This is a genomic window from Ovoidimarina sediminis, assembly GCF_032586175.1.
Classification (GTDB): Bacteria; Pseudomonadota; Alphaproteobacteria; order Rhodobacterales; family Rhodobacteraceae; genus Ovoidimarina; species Ovoidimarina sediminis.
The window spans coordinates 26855-40737 of record NZ_JAWHTE010000024.1 but is presented as its reverse complement, the minus strand read 5'-3'; the positions used below and the strand labels follow the sequence as shown (position 1 = coordinate 40737).

16 protein-coding genes are annotated in these 13883 nt (G+C 60.1%); 8 read left to right on the top strand and 8 right to left on the bottom strand.

Going from position 1 to position 13883, the window contains the following annotated elements; translation table 11 throughout:
- Nucleotides 1-8: 8 nt before the first annotated feature.
- The 4 genes from RXV90_RS20765 to RXV90_RS20750 all read left to right on the top strand — a co-directional run bounded on the left by RXV90_RS20765 (nucleotide 9) and on the right by RXV90_RS20750 (nucleotide 2389).
- Nucleotides 9-347 (top strand): RidA family protein, encoded by a 339-nt coding sequence (locus RXV90_RS20765; RefSeq protein ID WP_316651340.1) that lies wholly within the window; start codon nucleotides 9-11, stop codon nucleotides 345-347.
- On the top strand, nucleotides 344-1627 hold the full coding sequence (locus tag RXV90_RS20760) for a D-amino acid dehydrogenase (protein ID WP_410482392.1): 1284 nt from the start codon (nucleotides 344-346) through the stop codon (nucleotides 1625-1627). Before RXV90_RS20765 ends, RXV90_RS20760 begins: the two co-directional genes overlap by 4 nt.
- Before the next feature lie 271 nt (nucleotides 1628-1898).
- Nucleotides 1899-2081 (top strand): hypothetical protein, encoded by a 183-nt coding sequence (locus tag RXV90_RS20755; protein WP_316651336.1) that lies wholly within the window; start codon nucleotides 1899-1901, stop codon nucleotides 2079-2081.
- Entirely contained in the window at nucleotides 2078-2389 is a 312-nt protein-coding gene (locus RXV90_RS20750; protein WP_316651334.1) for a hypothetical protein, read from the top strand. The genes RXV90_RS20755 and RXV90_RS20750 overlap by 4 nt, the downstream gene beginning before the upstream one ends.
- Before the next feature lie 153 nt (nucleotides 2390-2542).
- On the opposite strand, the gene RXV90_RS20745 is transcribed toward RXV90_RS20750, so the two are convergent.
- The gene (locus RXV90_RS20745; RefSeq protein WP_316651333.1) at nucleotides 2543-2749 is read right to left on the bottom strand and encodes a cold-shock protein; all 207 of its coding nucleotides are present in this window, start codon (nucleotides 2747-2749) and stop codon (nucleotides 2543-2545) included.
- Nucleotides 2750-2954: 205 nt separating this feature from the next.
- Nucleotides 2955-3164: a hypothetical protein gene (locus RXV90_RS20740; RefSeq protein WP_316651331.1), complete on the bottom strand. Its 210-nt coding sequence runs from the start codon at nucleotides 3162-3164 to the stop codon at nucleotides 2955-2957.
- Nucleotides 3165-3344: 180 nt separating this feature from the next.
- Here RXV90_RS20740 and RXV90_RS20735 point away from each other — a divergent pair, with 180 nt between their 5' ends.
- Nucleotides 3345-3770 carry a hypothetical protein gene (locus tag RXV90_RS20735; RefSeq protein WP_316651328.1) on the top strand — a complete coding sequence of 142 codons (426 nt, stop codon included), beginning with the start codon at nucleotides 3345-3347 and terminating at the stop codon, nucleotides 3768-3770.
- Between the two features lie 101 nt (nucleotides 3771-3871).
- Here the strand turns inward: RXV90_RS20735 and RXV90_RS20730 are convergent, their stop codons facing one another.
- The 5 genes from RXV90_RS20730 to RXV90_RS20710 all read right to left on the bottom strand — a co-directional run bounded on the left by RXV90_RS20730 (nucleotide 3872) and on the right by RXV90_RS20710 (nucleotide 9567).
- The gene (locus RXV90_RS20730) at nucleotides 3872-5092 is read right to left on the bottom strand and encodes an ATP-grasp domain-containing protein (protein WP_316651327.1); all 1221 of its coding nucleotides are present in this window, start codon (nucleotides 5090-5092) and stop codon (nucleotides 3872-3874) included.
- 12 nt (nucleotides 5093-5104) lie between these two features.
- Nucleotides 5105-5836 (bottom strand): esterase family protein, encoded by a 732-nt coding sequence (locus tag RXV90_RS20725; RefSeq protein ID WP_316651325.1) that lies wholly within the window; start codon nucleotides 5834-5836, stop codon nucleotides 5105-5107.
- Nucleotides 5817-7079 (bottom strand): ATP-grasp domain-containing protein, encoded by a 1263-nt coding sequence (locus tag RXV90_RS20720; RefSeq protein WP_316651323.1) that lies wholly within the window; start codon nucleotides 7077-7079, stop codon nucleotides 5817-5819. Before RXV90_RS20720 ends, RXV90_RS20725 begins: the two co-directional genes overlap by 20 nt.
- A gap of 48 nt (nucleotides 7080-7127) precedes the next feature.
- Complete coding sequence (locus RXV90_RS20715; protein WP_316651321.1) at nucleotides 7128-8321, bottom strand: alpha/beta hydrolase; 1194 nt, start codon at nucleotides 8319-8321, stop codon at nucleotides 7128-7130.
- A gap of 100 nt (nucleotides 8322-8421) precedes the next feature.
- Nucleotides 8422-9567 carry a carboxylate-amine ligase gene (locus RXV90_RS20710; RefSeq protein WP_316651319.1) on the bottom strand — a complete coding sequence of 382 codons (1146 nt, stop codon included), beginning with the start codon at nucleotides 9565-9567 and terminating at the stop codon, nucleotides 8422-8424.
- Between the two features lie 572 nt (nucleotides 9568-10139).
- On the opposite strand from RXV90_RS20710, the gene RXV90_RS20705 reads away from it, so the two are divergent.
- From RXV90_RS20705 to RXV90_RS20695, 3 genes are all read left to right on the top strand, one after another.
- On the top strand, nucleotides 10140-10634 hold the full coding sequence (locus RXV90_RS20705; RefSeq protein WP_316651434.1) for a CoA-binding protein: 495 nt from the start codon (nucleotides 10140-10142) through the stop codon (nucleotides 10632-10634).
- The gene (locus RXV90_RS20700) at nucleotides 10631-11926 is read left to right on the top strand and encodes an O-acetylhomoserine aminocarboxypropyltransferase/cysteine synthase family protein (protein ID WP_316651317.1); all 1296 of its coding nucleotides are present in this window, start codon (nucleotides 10631-10633) and stop codon (nucleotides 11924-11926) included. Before RXV90_RS20705 ends, RXV90_RS20700 begins: the two co-directional genes overlap by 4 nt.
- Before the next feature lie 93 nt (nucleotides 11927-12019).
- Entirely contained in the window at nucleotides 12020-12796 is a 777-nt protein-coding gene (locus tag RXV90_RS20695) for an LLM class flavin-dependent oxidoreductase (protein ID WP_316651315.1), read from the top strand.
- 244 nt (nucleotides 12797-13040) lie between these two features.
- On the opposite strand, the gene RXV90_RS20690 is transcribed toward RXV90_RS20695, so the two are convergent.
- Nucleotides 13041-13868 carry a universal stress protein gene (locus tag RXV90_RS20690; protein WP_316651313.1) on the bottom strand — a complete coding sequence of 276 codons (828 nt, stop codon included), beginning with the start codon at nucleotides 13866-13868 and terminating at the stop codon, nucleotides 13041-13043.
- Between the last annotated feature and the right edge of the window lie 15 nt (nucleotides 13869-13883).

The window sequence follows — 13883 nt, the reverse complement described above, 5'->3', positions numbered from 1 at the left end:
GAGTGACCATGATTGAACGGATCGAGACAGGGCAGAGAATGAGCAAGATCGTCAAGCACAACGGCGTGGCCTACCTGTGTGGCCAGGTCGGGGCCGGTGATACGGTGACCGAGCAAACCCGCGACTGCCTGTCCCGGGTAGAGACGCTCCTGGTGCAGGCCGGCTCCTCGCCCGGGAGGATCCTTCAAGCCGTGATCTGGCTGTCGGACATGGCTGATTTTACCGAGATGAATGCCGTCTGGGACGCTTGGGTGCCGGAAGGCCATGCCCCGGCGCGCGCCTGCGGGGAAGCGAAGTTGGCGCGCCCGGAGCTGAAGGTCGAAATCATTGTCACAGCGGCCTGCTGAGCGAACCGGAGGATCAGTCGATGAAAGTGATCGTGCTCGGCGCCGGCGTGATCGGTGTCACCACTGCCTGGTATCTTGCGCGCGCTGGAGCGGAGGTCACCGTGATCGACCGCCAGCCCGGCCCGGGGCTTGAGACGAGCTATGCGAATGCCGGCGAGCTTTCCTACGGGATGACGTCACCCTGGGCGGCGCCGGGCATTCCCATGAAGGCGCTGAAATGGCTCTTCATGAAACGCCGTCCGCTTTTTATCTGGCCGTTGATCAGCCCGACCATGTGGATGTGGGGGCTCCAGATGCTTCGGAACTGCGATGAGGACAGCTACCGGACCAACAAGTCGCGCATGGTGCGCATCTCGAGCTATTCCCGCGACTGCCTGCCCGATCTGATAGCCGAGACAGGCATCGTGTTCGATGGTCGCGCCCAGGGCACGCTTCAGCTTTTCCGGAACGAGAAGCAGTTGAAGGCGTCGAAGGCGGACCAGGACATCCTGGCGGAGTACGACTCGCCCTTCGAGGTTCTGGACCGGGAGATGTGCATCGCCGTGGAGCCCGCGCTGGCGCATGTCCGCGACAAGTTCGTCGGCGGGCTGAGGCTGACGTCGGACCGGACTGGTGATTGCCGGATGTTCACGGTCGCACTTGCCGAGAAATGTGCCGAGATGGGGGTTGAGTTCCTGTATGGCCAGACGATCCGGGGCATAGACGTCGAGGCGGGCCGCGTGGTCGGGGTCGAAACCGAGCCGGCCGGCCGGATCACAGGCGACACCTATATCTGCGCCATGGGCAGCTTCGCTCCGCGGGTCCTGAACCCCATCGGCATCCGGTTGCCGATCTATCCCGTGAAGGGATATTCGGTGACGCTTCCGGTGATCGACGACGGCGCGGCGCCGCAATCGACGATCATGGACGAGACGCACAAGGTGGCAATCACGCGGTTGGGCGACCGCATCAGGGTAGCGGGCCAGGCCGAGATTGCTGGGTATTCCGGGCGGCTTGGCCCGCATGCGACGGATACGGTGCGGTACGTGGTCAACGATCTGTTCCCGGGGGGCGGCGATCTCTCGAAGGCGGAAGGCTGGACCGGCCTGAGGCCGATGACGCCGGACGGCACGCCGGTTCTCGGGCCTACCCGCCTGAAGAATCTTTTCCTGAACACGGGCCACGGCACTCTCGGCTGGACGATGTCGGCCGGCTCTGGGAAGGCAATGGCGGATCTTGTCCTTGGTCGGAAACCAGAGATCGAGTTCGAGGGACTTACTGCTGAGCGATATGGTGGATGAGCATAGGCTGACCAGGCGCTTCGCTACGCGAACGAACGGTAAGCGGGAATGACTTCAAGTTTCGTCACCAGACGTGAATTCAAATATTAGGCAACGGCTACCCTGCATAAGATATGGCCGTTGGCCTTGAGACGTTTCGACGATCTCGGAAGGTTGGCATGTTTCACGACTGCCGTCCGAGTCGATTTGAGCCGAATCGGCCCATTCGATAAACTCTGTCACTGTGTTAGTAAGTCCCGCGTAGAGCTGTAATCGTGCTGGGGAGAGAGCGATGTCGGTTCAAACAACTAAAGATCGAGCTGTCGAGGCATCTGCCGAGGCAAAAACGTCTTCTGGCGAAGGTATTGGCGACAGCCACGTTCCGGAATGGGCGGAAAACATGGAGCACACGCTGAAACGCTTGACCGAAGAGAAGCAGGCGAAACGCGACCTGCAACCGGGGCTATACCTGTGAGACGGGTAGGAACGGAAGACTCGCTCTGGCACCGCCGCCGAGTGCTTGTCATCTCCTATCAGCGGTTTCTTGCGGCTGACCGCGCCTGGGTCGAGGCCAGTGATGCGGCACGGGAATGGGTGCGCGGCATGCCGAAATCGGTTCTTGCGATCGGAGCACCTCGCTCACGTATCAGGTCGCTTTACTCGAAGCGGGAGCGCGCACTCACGCGTTTGCAAGTGGCGAAGCTGAAGCTCGAAGAGGCGCGCGTTCGCTTCGAAGTCAAGCAGGTGAAAGTGCACCCAGCTCTTCTCGGTTCGATAACTTAGACACCGACTGAGCTTGAATTGCGTCGGTTCGCTGACGGCGACTGTCTTTCTAGACAGGCTGAGCGTCCGCGATGCGGACCGAGGCGTCATCCTTCGATGGGTTGAGACGCGCACCGGCGCGCCTCAGTTTTGCAATGAAAGGTGCAGCTCGAGTTAGGCAAGCGCCAGATTTGTTGCGCTTTCGCGCCCATCCCGGCCAGCCTCGACATCGAACGTAACCTTCTGATCATCTGCAAGGCCAGTAAGACCCGACCGCTCAACGGCGGAGATGTGAACGAAGATATCCTTTCCGCCCGCATCGGGGGCGATGAAGCCATATCCTTTGGTGGTGTTGAACCATTTCACGGTGCCAGTGGCCATTCCGTGTCTCCTTCATTTCTAGTGCTGCTCGCGACATGCGGCAGTTCGGCGTCGTCATGGCAAGATCGAGTGCCAGACGCCAATAAAGGAGAAAGGTCTTCGATAGAGATAACGTAGCTCTATTGATGTCGTTGATGTGGCCGATTGCGTCAAGCGCTTGGAGAGAGTGCTACTGCTTCGTTTGCTGAAGGAAAAACTTAGCCCATCAGTCTTCCGCTGCTCGAAACGCGTCCGCGATGATCTGGGCGCCTTCATGTTGCATCATGGCGCTGGCCAAGGCGATCGTGACATCCGTGTGAGAGTGTTCTGCGGCGGGACCGAATTCATTCATGACCATTCCCTTGGCGAGGTGCAGGTACTGTTCCGCGCGGGAGCGAGAGAGCTCCATCATCGCGTCCAGATACGCTGTCGACATTCTGTGTTCCTCCGAAATCAGATCTTGTCACTCGCGGCTTGGAGCCTGTGCCCCGCACCGCATCCGAGGCAGGAAAGATACCGTTTAAGGCGGGAAAGTTAACTTCTAACGACACGAAGCTACCATTGAATGCGATATAGGCTCAGCCTAGCGTGTTCTTGCTGCGTATCGGAGGAACAGATGGCAAAGAATAAAGAAAGAGATTGGTCGGAGATCTTCGAGGAAGCCCGCACCAAGGCGAAGGGCGACGTCGACGCCCTGATGGAAGAGATTAAGCCAAGGTTTCAGGAGTTCGTTAAGAAAGCACAAAAGGCAAACTTTCACGACGTGGCAGAAGACGTGCTTGAAGCCGTGGAGAAGCTGGCCAGTGATCTGAGGAAGCAGGTTAAGGGAAACTCAACCAATGCCGCCAAGACCAAGGCAGAGGACAAGCCAAAGAAACCAAGACGGCCGAGTTACATCCTTGAAGATGATACGCTGCTTTACCGCATGTCACCCGACATCAAGTCCAAGCACAATCTAACGGAAGACGAGGTACAAAAGGCCAAGGAGAAAGCGGCGCTCTGGAAGGCACAGGACGCCCCGCTCAAGGGCAAGCAAAACTGATTGAGAGTTTCCCCCGTCCAGGAAGGCAAGCCGGGTTTGCGCAATTGCCTTTGCCAAGGTCATCACAACTGACCCGCTCCCATTTGGTGGCCAGCCTAGTATCAATATGCTCGCACCTGCACACGTTCTCCGATCTCGTTCAGAATCCCGCGCAGCGCGTCAAAATTCTCGTGGCGGACCCTGAGCCAAGCATTCGCCATGTAACCGGCCTCGACGCCTTGCGTCGGCGTGCCGGGAGTCGGGAAATGCTCGCCGACAATCAGGTCACGATACTTGCCAAAAACCTCGTCCGTGCCCTCATAGCCCGCAATATTCCCATCCTGGTCTGGCCGGAGGGCTATGATCCCGCAGGCGTAGCGGCGAGAGGCGCGCTGTTCGATCCTGGTATGACAGACGGCGAGAGCCCATTCGCGGTAGAGGTCGAACTCGTTCCCTGCGCAGTAGCTGTCCCACTGGCCGACGCCCGGCGGACGACAGCCAATTTCGGAAAACTTTAACCCCTTGGGTCCGAAAAACCATTCCATATGCGTGGCTGCCGTCGTGATGCCCAGCGCCTCGATCACACGGCGGCCCATCTCTCGCAGCTCACCGTAACGCGGCGCCTCGACCTCGTTCGTTGAGACGATCTGGGGCGAAATCCAGCGCGTGCGCATCGCCTCCAGCACGTTGGGGTAGTAGTGGCTGATGAAATCATGGGCGACGTGACCGTCGACCGTCAGCGTATCGTAGAAGCCTTCGTGGCCCTCGATGAATTCCTCCATCGCGGCAGGAGCGCCGTCGGCCAAACCGCAGGCGCGCGCCACCGCCTCAAGTTCCGCGTCATTCTCTGCGCGGTAGGTGCCTGCCGCCCCCGCCGCATCGCGTGGTTTCAGGATTACCGGGTAGCCGACCGAGCGGGCGAAGTCGCGCGACTCAATAAGGCTCGAAACACCCGCCGAGGCCGCCGTTGGCAAGCCCGCCTTCCTCAGCACATCCTTCATCGCCACCTTGTCGCGGCAGAGATACGCGGTGCTGGACGAAATCCCGGGGATGCCCGTGCGCTCGCGGACATGGGCCACGGGCAGGGTGTGGGCCTCAATCACCGTCTCCATGCGGTCGACCCAGAACTTCTCCTGCGCTTGCCTAACTGCCCATTCCAGCGCGCCTTCGTTGGTGACGGATTCGATCTGCTGATAGCCCCTGAGCCAGCCCTTTACCTCATCGTCGAGCCATTCATAGGGCCGCTCGCCGATGCCGTAGACATGCGCGCCAATCGAGGCCAATGCGCGCACGAATTGCCGCTGGTTGGCGGGAAAGGATGGTTCGATGAAGAGGATGTTCATGGGGCACCTCGGTCAGGGAACAAGATCGTCGAGGTATAGCGGAAGCATCTCCCGCCATGTCGGCCAGTCGTGGTCGTATTCGTGGCCCCAGGGATCGACACGGTTGGGTATGCCCTTGGCGCCAAGGATGTTGGCCAGACCCCATGCCTCGTCGGGGTTTTCCCACCGGCCCTGGCCATAGGACAGGACGATGAACCGCTGGCGGAGGCGGTTCAGAAGCGGGCCTTCCAGCCCCGGAAGGAACTTAAGAGGCGAGGCAAAGTAAAAATCGCCGTTGCCCTCGAAGCCAAGCAGACGCTCCAGATCGTACGTGCCGCTCATGCCGACGGCGGCGCGGAAGAGATCCGGATACCGGCAGGTCACGGACACGGCGTTGAACGCGCCGATCGAGGCGCCGGTGGCTAGAACCTCGATCCCTTCGCTTTCGCAATCGGTGCGGATGGCGGGGACAAGCTCATGCGCCACAAACTCGTGGAATTGGTTCAAAAGCCAGCAGCGATGCTCGACCGACCCTTCCCCGTTGGCCAATGCCCGCCCCGCGACACTGTCGACGGAGTAGACCTTGATCCGCCCGGCCTCCAGAAGCGGCGCGAGGGCTCCGATCAGTTGCATCCGCTCGATTTCTTCCGCATCGCCACCCGCGGTCGGGAAGATCAGCACCGGCTGGCCGAAATCGCCCCATCGCACGACGCGCATGTGACGGTGAAGCCGCCCGGAATGCCAGTCAGAAACCGTCTTGGTCACCGACCCGACCTTCCTGTTCGCGCCATGTCTGGATGCGATCCCAGAAAAGCTGTGTGAATTCGTCGATCTCATGGGCTGGGAACAGCGCCTCGACCTTCTGCCGGATCGCGTCGCGTAGCGTATCCGAACCGAAGAACTCGTAGGCAAGCTCGTCCAGGTGCCCAAGCTCGCTCCGGCAGAACTCCCGGAACTTCTCGGTCTCGAACCTCTCATGCGCGATCCGGGCATATTCCCGCAACCGCTCGCGTGGCGAAAGGTCCTTTTCCGCTATGTCGTAGAAGGGTTGCCAATCCATGTTCCGCCGCATCGGCCGATCGGTCGCTGCGCAGAAGATCGACCAGCGCAGATTGGCCTTGATTAGCCAGGGAAAGTGGTAATGCAGCGAGGTCACCTGGCTGTCCGGGCAGGCATTGGCGAAGTCGATCGGATGCCAGACGCCGTCAGGTGACCGGAGCGCCTCGCAGGAATTGAAGTCCCAGCCGAAGAAGGCGTTGATCGTCATCGTCATGTCTTCGAGGACCGACTGGTCCTCCGCGTCGAGAAAATCGATCTCCATCCGGTAACGGTCGTGAAGCGGCGCGCCAGGATCGTAGTTCACCTTGCGCAATTGAGGCCCGAGACCGACGCAGCGGACAAACCAGTCGTGCGGCAGAATGGCCTTCTGTAGGTTCATCACTTCGGTTCCACTTGCGTCGTAGGCACGGTGGAGATCGCCTGCGTCGTTGATCCGCGTTACACCCTTCCAGCCGCCCCCGTGATACGGCTTCATAAAGAAGGGATAACCGATCTTTTCGCCGATCTCGTTTAGATCGAACATGCGCGCGTATTTGCGAAGCGTAGGCTCAAGGTCGTCCGATGGATCGTAGGCCTTGGGCGGCAGCATCCAGGTTTCGGGCACGGGCAGGCCAAGCCGCGTCATCGCCGCGTAGCTCGTGTGCTTCTCGTTCGATTGTAGCGACCACGGGTTGTTGTAGACATAGAGGTCGTTGACGAGGATCGCTTTCTTAATCCACTCGCGGCTGGTCGAATACCAATGTGTCAGCCGGTCGATGACCACGTCGTACTTGACGGGTTGGTGCAAGCTGTAGGGTTCGATCGTCACCCGCTCACAGGCAAATTTCAGCGTCTTGCCCGCGTGGGTCATCCCGTCGAGGTTCAACGCATCGAACAGCGTCTCGTAGGCAATCGGCCAACAGATGTCCGCGCCCAGCGATAGACCGATATTTACGTTGCGGTCGGCCATGATCTCTCCCTCCTCCGACTGCCGGCCACTTCCGTCAGGCCGGGTCGCTTATTTCGCCTCCGGCGCAAAGACCCATATCAGGGCATCGCGTATTTGGTCGCGCCAGTTGTGCCAGTGATGCCCGTCCCAGGAGCTCTGAAAGTCGACGGCTACGCCCTTTGATCTCAGGAAATCCGCGAGCGCCCGGTTCTCCTCGGCCAGCCCCTCAAGTTCTCCGGTCGAGACAAAGGCCCGCATCGGCGGCAGGTTCGGCGCGCGCCGGAACGCCTGCACAAGGCGGGCGATGCGCTGGAAAACCGGATGCTGCCGCTGCGCGAGCTTCCTAGGGTCGAGGATGAACGAGCCCGATTTCAGGATCAGCCCGCCGAACACGCCGGGGTACCGGAACGCCGTGGCAAGCGAAGCGACGGCGCCGAGACTTGCCCCCAGAAGCACCCGGTCGGCCGGGGCATTCGAAATCGGGTGAGCCGCGGCCACGGCAGGCAGAAGCTCCTGCACGAGGAACCGCGCGTGCCGGCGACCCCTGGGATATTCGCTCATTCGGTCGTCGGCCTGGATCAGTACGGCGATCAGCGGGGGGACATCGCCCGCCGCGATAAGGTTGTCGAGCGAGACCGTCAGGTCGGCGTAGTTCCGGTAATCTCCCCCGTCATGGACGACGACCAGCGGATACGGGCGCCCCGGCACCTGGCCGGGGGGGAGGTAGATCTGCTCTGTCCGAACCTCGCCAAAGACGTCGCTTCTCACCTCCAGCGTCTCGATGCGCCCAGCGGGGTTGCTCTGCGGCATGCTCCAGTCCGGCCGCTCGTACCCCCAGGTCATCGCCACCGAGTTTTCGCCGAACGGATCGCCCGCCCGGTCGGGGTTGGCGGGGTCGAGGATCCAGTCTTCGCCGTGACCCTGCTGGAGGGCGAGCTTGTACTCGAACCGCCCGTTATCCCTTGCCGCAAGGCGGAGGGACCAGAGCCCGGTATCCCCGTGCCGGGTGAAGGCGCGGCGGTCGACGCCTGCATGGACCCAGCGCAGGAGATCGACGCCCTCCGCGCGGCCCTGCCAGAAGAACGTGAGCGCGCCCGGTTCGCGCAAGGGGGCGGGGTTGGCAGCGGCGAAGGCCCGCATCGCATCGTCGGAGAAATCGCCGTGGGCCAGATAGGCGGCCAGCGCCGGATGAAGCGGCACGGTTCCGTCCGGAACGGGCGCTGTTCCCAGATGGTCGCTGGGTCGGGGTGATGCAACGGTCATGTCTGGTCCTGCCAGGTCTTCGGCGCGCACAAGGGGCCGGGCCCGCCGCCGATACCAGAATATGGGGCCGAAAATGTGAATGCGAAGGCCTGATCCAACGTCAACCTCGCGTCTCGAACTTCGCGGTTTCCTCGATCAGCCAGTCCACGACCGCGATCTGTGCGGCGTGGTCGTCAGCTCCGTCCCCAAGCGCCTCGTTGTAGACGCGAAGCTGTTCGTCGGCACTTGTCCCGCGACGGGCGATGGTGCGCGCACGCTGCACTTCTGCGAGGCACCCGAGATCCTCGGCAAAGGGGCTGAGCAGTTCGACCAGTTCGTCGGTCAGGTCGACGAAGGGCACCTGGATGCGTTTGCCGAAATCCGCCATCTTCGCATCGACACCATATCGCTGCGCCCGCCACTTGTTTTCGGCAAGAAGTATGCGGCGATAGTGCCGCCGACGCTCGTTGTTCTCGCGCAGGTGGCAAAGGTAGGCGAGGATCGATTGGTACAGCGCCGCGATCGTCAGGCCGTCCTCGAGCCGCGTGCAAATATCGCAAACACGGATCTCCAATGTCGGGTGCTTGCCCGAGGGCCGAATGTCCCACCAGATTCGAGAAGGATCTGTGATCCCGCTAGTGGCTTCGAGATCGTCCAGTAGTTCCAGCCAATCGTTCCAGTTCTCGAAGACTTCTGGGAAGCCGGAGCGCGGCAAGTCGCCAATGATGATTGGACGAAAGGCCTTTAGGCCCGTGTCGTGACCTTCCCAAAACGGCGACGAAGTGCTGAGTGCCAGAAGATGTGGCATGAAGTAGCTAACCTGGCTCATCAGCTCGACGCGCAGGTTCTTGTCCTCGATACCGGCGTGAACATGCATCCCGCAGATCGCCATGCGTCGTGCAAGCGTTCGGTGCTCGGCACCTAGGATGCGATAGCGCTCCATGTCCACCGGCTCCTGCTCGCGCCAATGGGCCCATGGGTGGGTCGAGGCAGCGATCATCCGCATCCCGTGCGCCGCGGCGGTTTCGGCGATGGTCCCTCGCAGGGTCACGAGCTGGTCGCGGGCCTCGCTAATTGTTCGGCAGACACTGGTTCCGATCTCGACCTGCGCCTGTAGGAATTCGTGCATGACCTGCTCGCCAAGCGTGGCCTTGCACTGCTCCATGAACTCTCGGGGCGGGCGCGCGGCAAGAGATCGTGTCTCAGGATCGACAAGGAGATACTCCTCCTCAATGCCGATGGGGAGAGCCTCGTTTCGATTTGCCATCCGGCCTCCATGCCGCGCGGAAAATGATCTGCCCAAATTGCGCCCGAACGCGAGGGAATGTCCACGGATCGCTCATGCAACTTTTAGCGTTCTTCTAGGTCTAGGACTTCTATTAACGTAGCAGATCTGGCAGCGCAGGTCAGATTGCACCTGTCCTAATAGCAGGATCCTGTGCCTTTTTTCCTCAAGACATATCGTCGGATAGTAGTGGAGCATCCGAGCCAAGGAACATTCTGGTCCGGCGCCAGTGAGCTAAACGCGGTCGACTGAGCCCTTCTGTCAGATGCCCTGCCTGCGGATCTGACCGGTCATCCGCAGTCTCCGAGCCGCGGTTCCTGGCGGGAAAGTCTGCTTATGCCGAGGGCGTATGCTCGCCGAAATCGCGTCAACGACCGAGACGCGGACGGGACCTGCCATTTGCTCCCGGAGTGCGGCCAACGGGTTCTTGAACACATGCTCCGCGGAAGAGTTTGGACCTTTGTGACCCAATTGTCCGATTGGATCTTCATCGCGACTTGCGAGCGAAGTACCCGCAGCCTAATGTCTTCGGATTTTCCGACCAAAAGGCGCCGATGTCAGACGATACGCCAGACGAAACCCTGCGTGGTATACTTACAGAGACGAAGACCATCGCGGCCGTGGGTGTTTCGACCAATCCGGTCCGGCCCTCGTTCTTTGTGATGAGATACCTGCACTACCGGGGCTATGACATGATCCCTGTCAACCCGGCATATGCGGGGCAGAAGATCTTTGGCCGAGAGGTCGTGGCCAACATCGCGGATATCCCGAAGGATCAACCGATCGAAATGGTTGAGGTGTTCCGGCGGCCAGAAGCGGTCCCGGGAATTCTCGACGAAGCGCTGACGCATTTGAACGGGCTAAGGACACTTTGGATGCAGTTCGGGATATACAACGAGCAGGCCGCGGCGGTAGCGCGGGCGAACGGGCTTCGGGTGGTCCAGGACCGGTGTCCAAAGATTGAATATCAGCGCCTGTTTGGCGAGTTGCGTAAAGCCGGGATCAACACTGGAATCATCTCCTCTAAACTGCCTGAGACGATCAAGTGAGTGACGCGCTCTCAAAGTATGGGTTTGAGACCCTGCAAATCCATGCCGGTGCCCGACCGGATGCTGCTACCGGCGCGCGACAAACACCGATCTACCAATCGACGGCCTATGTGTTTCAAGATTCCGATCACGCCGCCGCGTTGTTCGATCTGAAGGAAATCGGGTTCATCTATTCCCGGCTAACCAACCCTACCGTCGCGGTATTGCAGGAGCGCATTGCGACACTCGAAGGTGGAATTGGCGCAATCTGCTGCTCTTCGGGCCATGCGGCGCAACTACTTGCGCTCTTTCCTTTGATGACACCGGGCTGCAATGTCGTTTCATCCAACCGGCTCTATGGCGGGACGGTGACGCAGTTCAACAATACGATCAAACGGTTCAACTGGTCCTCTAAGCTGGTTGACCTTGATGATGAATGCGCCGTTCGCGAAGCGATTGACGACAATACACGCGCCATCTTCTGCGAGAGCATTTCCAACCCGGGTGGATACGTGACTGACATTCCAGCTGTTGCACGCATCGCGGAAGATGCGGGGCTGCCGCTGATCGTCGATAATACAGCAGCGACCGCGTATCTTTGTCAGCCGATTTCCATGGGCGCGACGCTGGTTGTGCACTCGGTCACCAAGTATCTGACAGGGAACGGCACTGTGATGGGCGGTGCTGTCGTGGATAGCGGCACTTTTGACTGGTCGGCCAGCGGCAAGTTCCCGTCTCTTTCTGAACCAGAATCGGCCTATCACGGGCTGAAGTTTCACGAGACATTCGGCCCTTATGCGTACACGCTTCACGGAGTCGCTGTGGGAATGCGTGATCTGGGGATGACGATGAACCCGCAAGCAGCGCATTATTCGCTTATGGGTATCGAAACCTTGAGCCTTCGGATGGAAAGGCATGTCGCTAACGCTCTGACGATTTCGACTTGGCTGGAGAAGCGTCCGGAAGTGGCCGAAGTTACGTTTTCGGGCCTTCCGAGTTCGCCCTACCACGAGCGCCAGAAGCGAGTCTATCCGAAGGGTGCGGGAGCACTTTTTACTATCCGGCTGTCTGGGGGCTACGACGCCTGCGTTAAGACCGTCGATAATCTGCAGCTCTTCAGCCATGTGGCGAACTTAGGGGATGCGCGATCGCTTGTCATTCATCCCGCCTCGACGACGCATCGGCAATTAACCGATGAACAGAAGATCGCAGCCGGGGCTGGTCCCGATGTTCTGAGGTTGTCGATAGGGATAGAAACGGCGGAGGATTTAATCGAGGATCTACGCCAAGCATTGGAAGCGGCCTCGGCTTGAGAGCAACACGCAGGGCGAATTAACGAGCGTTTCTCGAGAGCAGCACGTTGCCTCTAGGCAAACTTCTGGCAGGGAGGCGGCGCTGGCGGCATCATGCTAACGAACCATTCGCCGCTCGTAGTCGCCGAGCAGTTCGGTACGCTCGAAACGCTCTATCCCGGCCGGATCGATCTTGGCCTCGGGCGTGCGCCGGGAACCGATATGGCGACGGCACGTGCCCTGAGGCGTCAAATGGCTCAGGAGGACAGTTTTCCTCAGGATGTCTTGGACTTGCTGGCGTACTTCGACGATGCGGACGTGGAGGCGCGCGTGAGGGCCATTCCGGGGACAGGTACACACGTTCCGGTCTGGATCCTTGTGTCGAGCCTCTATGGGGCGCAGCTTGCCGCGTCTCTGGGCCTGCCCTACGCATTTGCATCGCATTTCGCGCCGGCGATGCTCGACGAGGCCATCGTCACCTACCGGAACACTTTCCAGCCGTCCAAATGGCTGGCCAGACCCTACTTCATGATGGCAGCCGGGATGTGTGCAGCGGAAACGGATGAAGAAGCCGTCTACCTGCGGAGTTCGCAAGTTCTGGCCTTCGCCCGTCTGCGAAGCGGAAGGCCCGGAAAGTTGCCTTATCCGACGCATGATCTGGTAGCGGAAGTGCCTGGTGAGTTGCTCACCCAGGTGGAAGCAGCACTGTCAGTTTCCGCAGTCGGATCGCCGTCGTCCATCAGGGACCAGCTTCTAACGCTTGTCGAAAGGTATAGGCCCGACGAACTGATGCTGACCGGCATGATCCATGACCACGCCGCACGCGTTCGATCTTTCGAGACAGCGGCAGAGGCTCTTGTAGATCTGCAGGCCCAAAGAGAACTGGTCTAGTTTTCTACCGGCCCATTGCCGCCCTTCGTCGACGTGTCGGAATGCTGCGGTGCGGTCCGTTGAAGGAGACACTCGCTGGAACTGCGCACCCATTAGCGCGTCGCCATGGCGCATTTCGCAGGGCATGACCGAGGCGAAAGCCACGATACAAGCATTTTGATCAGATGACTGCGTTGAGACCAAACAACTCCAACACAGATAAGCCTATCAAGTCATTTTAATCTGAAAACGCCGAGAGCTGAGCTCAATGGGCAAGCAGCACTGGTTTGTCAGTCTGTTTGATCATCGTCCGCGTCGTGCCGCCGAAGACGATCTGCTGCATGCGCGCATGGTGATAGGCGCCCATCACGATCAGGTCTGCATCGCATTCGGTCGCCCGCATCTTGATAGCGTCACCGATTTCGAGGCCCCCTGCCGGAAACTGCTTGACCGAAACACTGCATCCGTGATGCGTCAGCCAGCGGGCAATATCCGAGCCCGGGTTCTCTCCGTCCCCATATGCAGTCATGACCGGATCGAAGAGCGCGAGTGTCACCTCCTCAGCCTCCTTCAGAGCCGGAAGTGCCGCACGAACAGCCCGTGACGCTTGCAGACCGTCATTCCAGGCGACAAAGACTCGCTTCGGCGCAAGGGCCGCAAACTCACCAAAGGCATTCACCAGAACGCCGGCCGGAGAGTCGAAAATCGCGGCCGTCAGAGCTTCATTGAAAAGATCATCCTCTGTCCGGAGATCACTGGCTAGCACGACGAAATCGGTCGACAGCGCGCGGCGCGCAATCCCATCTCTCAATCCGCGCAACTCCGCACATAGAACTTTGACGTCGGCCTCGACGCCTTCTTTGGCCAGCATATCGGCATGAGCATCCGCTACTGCCGCCAGTTCGTTGGCATTCCGTTCAAGCTCTTCGTGCCAATTGTCTGGGATGTCGATCGCGCCGTAGGGGGCAATACCGTAACTGTAGACAGGAATCCGAGGCATCGCTCCCAGAACTAGAAGCGAAATGTGGATGGCGTGCTCGCGCCACACTGCCGCCAGGCCGCGTAGTGTGGTGGGATCGCCCGTCTTGCCCACGAGGACGAGAGCGCT

Bases quoted from the DNA above. Each gene is read 5' to 3' on its own strand.
- RXV90_RS20730 (WP_316651327.1), bottom strand. From the start codon at position 5,092: ATGAACATCCTCTTCATCGAACCATCCTTTCCCGCCAACCAGCGGCAA.
- RXV90_RS20740 (WP_316651331.1), bottom strand. From the start codon at position 3,164: ATGTCGACAGCGTATCTGGACGCGATGATGGAGCTCTCTCGCTCCCGC.
- RXV90_RS20755 (WP_316651336.1), top strand. From the start codon at position 1,899: ATGTCGGTTCAAACAACTAAAGATCGAGCTGTCGAGGCATCTGCCGAG.
- RXV90_RS20705 (WP_316651434.1), top strand. From the start codon at position 10,140: ATGTCAGACGATACGCCAGACGAAACCCTGCGTGGTATACTTACAGAG.
- RXV90_RS20745 (WP_316651333.1), bottom strand. From the start codon at position 2,749: ATGGCCACTGGCACCGTGAAATGGTTCAACACCACCAAAGGATATGGC.
- RXV90_RS20765 (WP_316651340.1), top strand. From the start codon at position 9: ATGATTGAACGGATCGAGACAGGGCAGAGAATGAGCAAGATCGTCAAG.
- RXV90_RS20735 (WP_316651328.1), top strand. From the start codon at position 3,345: ATGGCAAAGAATAAAGAAAGAGATTGGTCGGAGATCTTCGAGGAAGCC.
- RXV90_RS20710 (WP_316651319.1), bottom strand. From the start codon at position 9,567: ATGGCAAATCGAAACGAGGCTCTCCCCATCGGCATTGAGGAGGAGTAT.
- RXV90_RS20695 (WP_316651315.1), top strand. From the start codon at position 12,020: ATGCTAACGAACCATTCGCCGCTCGTAGTCGCCGAGCAGTTCGGTACG.
- RXV90_RS20715 (WP_316651321.1), bottom strand. From the start codon at position 8,321: ATGACCGTTGCATCACCCCGACCCAGCGACCATCTGGGAACAGCGCCC.
- RXV90_RS20720 (WP_316651323.1), bottom strand. From the start codon at position 7,079: ATGGCCGACCGCAACGTAAATATCGGTCTATCGCTGGGCGCGGACATC.